Source organism: Corallococcus llansteffanensis (assembly GCF_003612055.1).
In the GTDB taxonomy this organism is placed as follows: domain Bacteria; phylum Myxococcota; class Myxococcia; order Myxococcales; family Myxococcaceae; genus Corallococcus; species Corallococcus llansteffanensis.
In genome coordinates, this window is record NZ_RAWB01000932.1 from 1 (window position 1) to 2,095 (window position 2,095).

Consider the following 2,095-nt stretch of genomic DNA (forward strand, 5'->3'; position numbering starts at 1 on the left):
CCTCCAGCCCGGTGAGGCCGCGCGCGTCTTCACCGGCGCCCCGCTCTCCGCCGGCGCGGATGCCGTCGTCCGCCAGGAGGCCGCGCGCCCCACCGACGACGGCGGCCACGTGGACCTCTTCATCTCCGTCCTTCCCGGCCACGACCTGCGCCGCGCCGGAGAAGAGGTGCTGCCGGGCGCACCGCTGTTCCCCGCCGGCCAGCGCGTGGACGCCACCGTGCTCGGCGTGCTCGCGTCCCTGGGGGAGGCCACCGTCCTCGTGCGCCCCGCGCCGCGCGTGGCCGTCATCGCCACCGGCGACGAGCTCGTCCCCCCGGGTGAGCCCGCCTTGTCCCACCAGGTCTTCGAGAGCAACCGCGTGCTCGTGGCCGCCCTCGCCCGCGAGGCCGGCGCGGACGTCACGCACCTGGCCCGCTCGCGCGACGACGAAGAGGAGCTGCTCGCGCACCTGGAGCGGCTGGCGCCCCGGGTGGACGTGCTCATCACCACCGGCGGCGCGTCCGTGGGGGACAGGGACTGCGTGAAGCGCGTGCTCGCGCGGATGGGCGCGCGCTTCCTCGTGGATGGCGTGGCCCTCAAGCCCGGCAAGCCCGTGGCCGTGGCCCGCCTGGGCACCACCGCCGTCGTCGTGCTGCCCGGCAACCCCGGCGCCGCCACCGTCGCGTTTGATCAATTCGCGCGCCCGCTCCTCTTCAAGCACCAGGGCGTGCGCGAAGAGCGCCGCGTCGTCCGGGCCCGGCTCTCCGAGGGCCGCCACAAGCAGGCGGGCCTCACCTACCTCGTCACCGTCGCCGCGCTCGAGACCCGCGACGACGGCCCCGAGCCCTGGGCCCGGCTGCGTCCCCAGGGCGCCGGGCAGATCCTCCAGAACGTCGCCGCCCGGGGCTGGGCCGTGCTGCCCGCGGGCCGCGCCGACTTTCAGGCGGGCGACTCCGTGGACGTGCAGCTCTTCGACCCGGCGGACTTCCACGCCGTGGAGGCCGCGTGAAGCCGCCGCCCGCGCTCGGCATCATCGGCTGGTCCGGCGCCGGCAAGACGACGCTCCTGGAGCAGCTCGTCCCGGAGCTGGCCTCGCGCGCCCTGCGCGTGGCGTGCGTGAAGCACTCGTCGGAGGACCACCCGCTCCACCGCGCCGGCAGCGACACCGCGCGGGCCCGGAGCGCGGGCGCGGTGCTCGTCGGCTTCGCCACCCCGGACGGCACGCAGCTCACCACCGCCGAAGCCCTGTCCCCCGCGTACCTCGCCCGCTACGCGGACGCCGTGGACCTGGTGCTCGTGGAGGGCTGGAAGGACGGGCCCCTGCCGAAGCTGGAGGTGTGGCGCGAGGGTCTGGGCCCGCCGCTCGCCGCATCCCGCCCGAACGTGCTCGCGGTGGTGACGGACGCGCCCACGCTCCCGGAGTCCCTCGCTTCACTCCCGCGCCTGCCCTCCCGCGACGCGCGCGCCATCGCGGACTTCATCGTCGCGTGGATCCGCGAAGCCGCGCCCCCGCCGCGCCCCTCGCGCGCCGATCCCCGCGGCCTCACCCACCGTCCCGTGCGCCGCTTCGACGGAGCGTCCCTGCGCGCCGCCGAGGACGACCGCATCGCCGTGGAGGAGCCCCTGGAGATCCGCGTCAGCGGCGACACGGTCGCCACGACGATGCGAACGCCGGGCCATGATCGCGAGCTCGCGGTGGGCTTCCTCTTTGGCGAGGGCATCCTTATCGATGGAGACGACCTGGGCAGCCTCTTCCACTGCGGCCACCCCGGCGAGGAAGGCTTCGGCAACGTGTTGGAGGTCACCCCCGCGTCCGGAGCCGTGCTCGACCTGGAGCGCGTGGCCGCCACCCGCCGTGGAACGCTCACGACCTCCGCGTGCGGCGTGTGCGGCCGGCGCACCGTGGACGACCTGATGGCCACCTGCGCCCCCGTCGCGCCCGGCCCCGTGCTCTCCGCCCACACCGTGGCCCGCGCCACCGAACGGCTGCGCGCCGTGCAGCACAACTTCGAGCACACCGGGGGCGTCCACGCCGCCGCCGCGCTCGACGCGAACGGCGAACTGCTCGCGGCCAGCGAGGACGTGGGCCGCCACAACGCCGTGGACAAGGTCGTGG

At 75.8% G+C, this 2,095-nt stretch carries 2 protein-coding genes; both read left to right on the forward strand.

The window, feature by feature from the left end; genetic code table 11:
- Positions 1 to 988: molybdopterin molybdotransferase MoeA (locus D7V93_RS42185; RefSeq protein WP_147451649.1), on the forward strand; the 988-nt coding region annotated here is incomplete at its 5' end.
- On the forward strand, positions 985 to 2,095 hold a 1,111-nt coding region (gene mobB / locus D7V93_RS42190; protein WP_120648585.1), incomplete at its 3' end, for a molybdopterin-guanine dinucleotide biosynthesis protein B. The genes D7V93_RS42185 and mobB, both read left to right, overlap by 4 nt.